Raw genomic sequence first — 542 nt, 5'->3', positions numbered from 1 at the left:
TCGGTGGAGGAGCAGTTCGCGGCGGTGCAGGAGACGGCGGCGACGGTGGACGAGATCACCCATTCGGGCGCGCAGATCACGAAGCGGGCCGGCGAGGTGATCGCCACCGCCCAGGCCACGGCCCAGACCTCGCGCCAGGGCCTGCGCGCGGTGGCCGACACGGCGCGGGCGATGGACGCGATCCGCGAGCAGGCGGAGGCGGTGGCCGGCAACATCGTGACGCTGTCGGAGAAGACCCAGACGATCGGCGACATCATCGAGACGGTCAACGACATCTCGGAGCGCACGCACCTGCTGGCGCTCAACGCCGCGATCGAGGCGGCGGCGGCCGGGGAGAGCGGGCGGAGCTTCGCGGTGGTGGCCTCGGAGATGAAGCTTCTGGCCGACCAGGCCAAGGCGGCCACCCTGCAGGTGCGCGGCATCCTTTCGGAGATCCAGCGCGGCATCAACACCTCGGTGATGCTGACGGAGGAGGCGGTCAAGCGGGCGGCCACCGGCAAGGCGCGCTCCGACACGACCCAGCGCACGATCGAGGAGATCAC

General features: G+C 71.0%; 1 protein-coding gene. It reads left to right on the top strand.

What is annotated here, in order from left to right:
* A partial coding sequence (locus tag FV223_RS29570; protein ID WP_246689875.1) for a methyl-accepting chemotaxis protein occupies positions 1–542 on the top strand: 542 nt, incomplete at both ends.

It is taken from the genome of Methylobacterium sp. WL116, from assembly GCF_008039455.1.
GTDB lineage: Bacteria > Pseudomonadota > Alphaproteobacteria > Rhizobiales > Beijerinckiaceae > Methylobacterium.
This window is presented reverse-complemented; position numbering and strand designations above follow the sequence as displayed.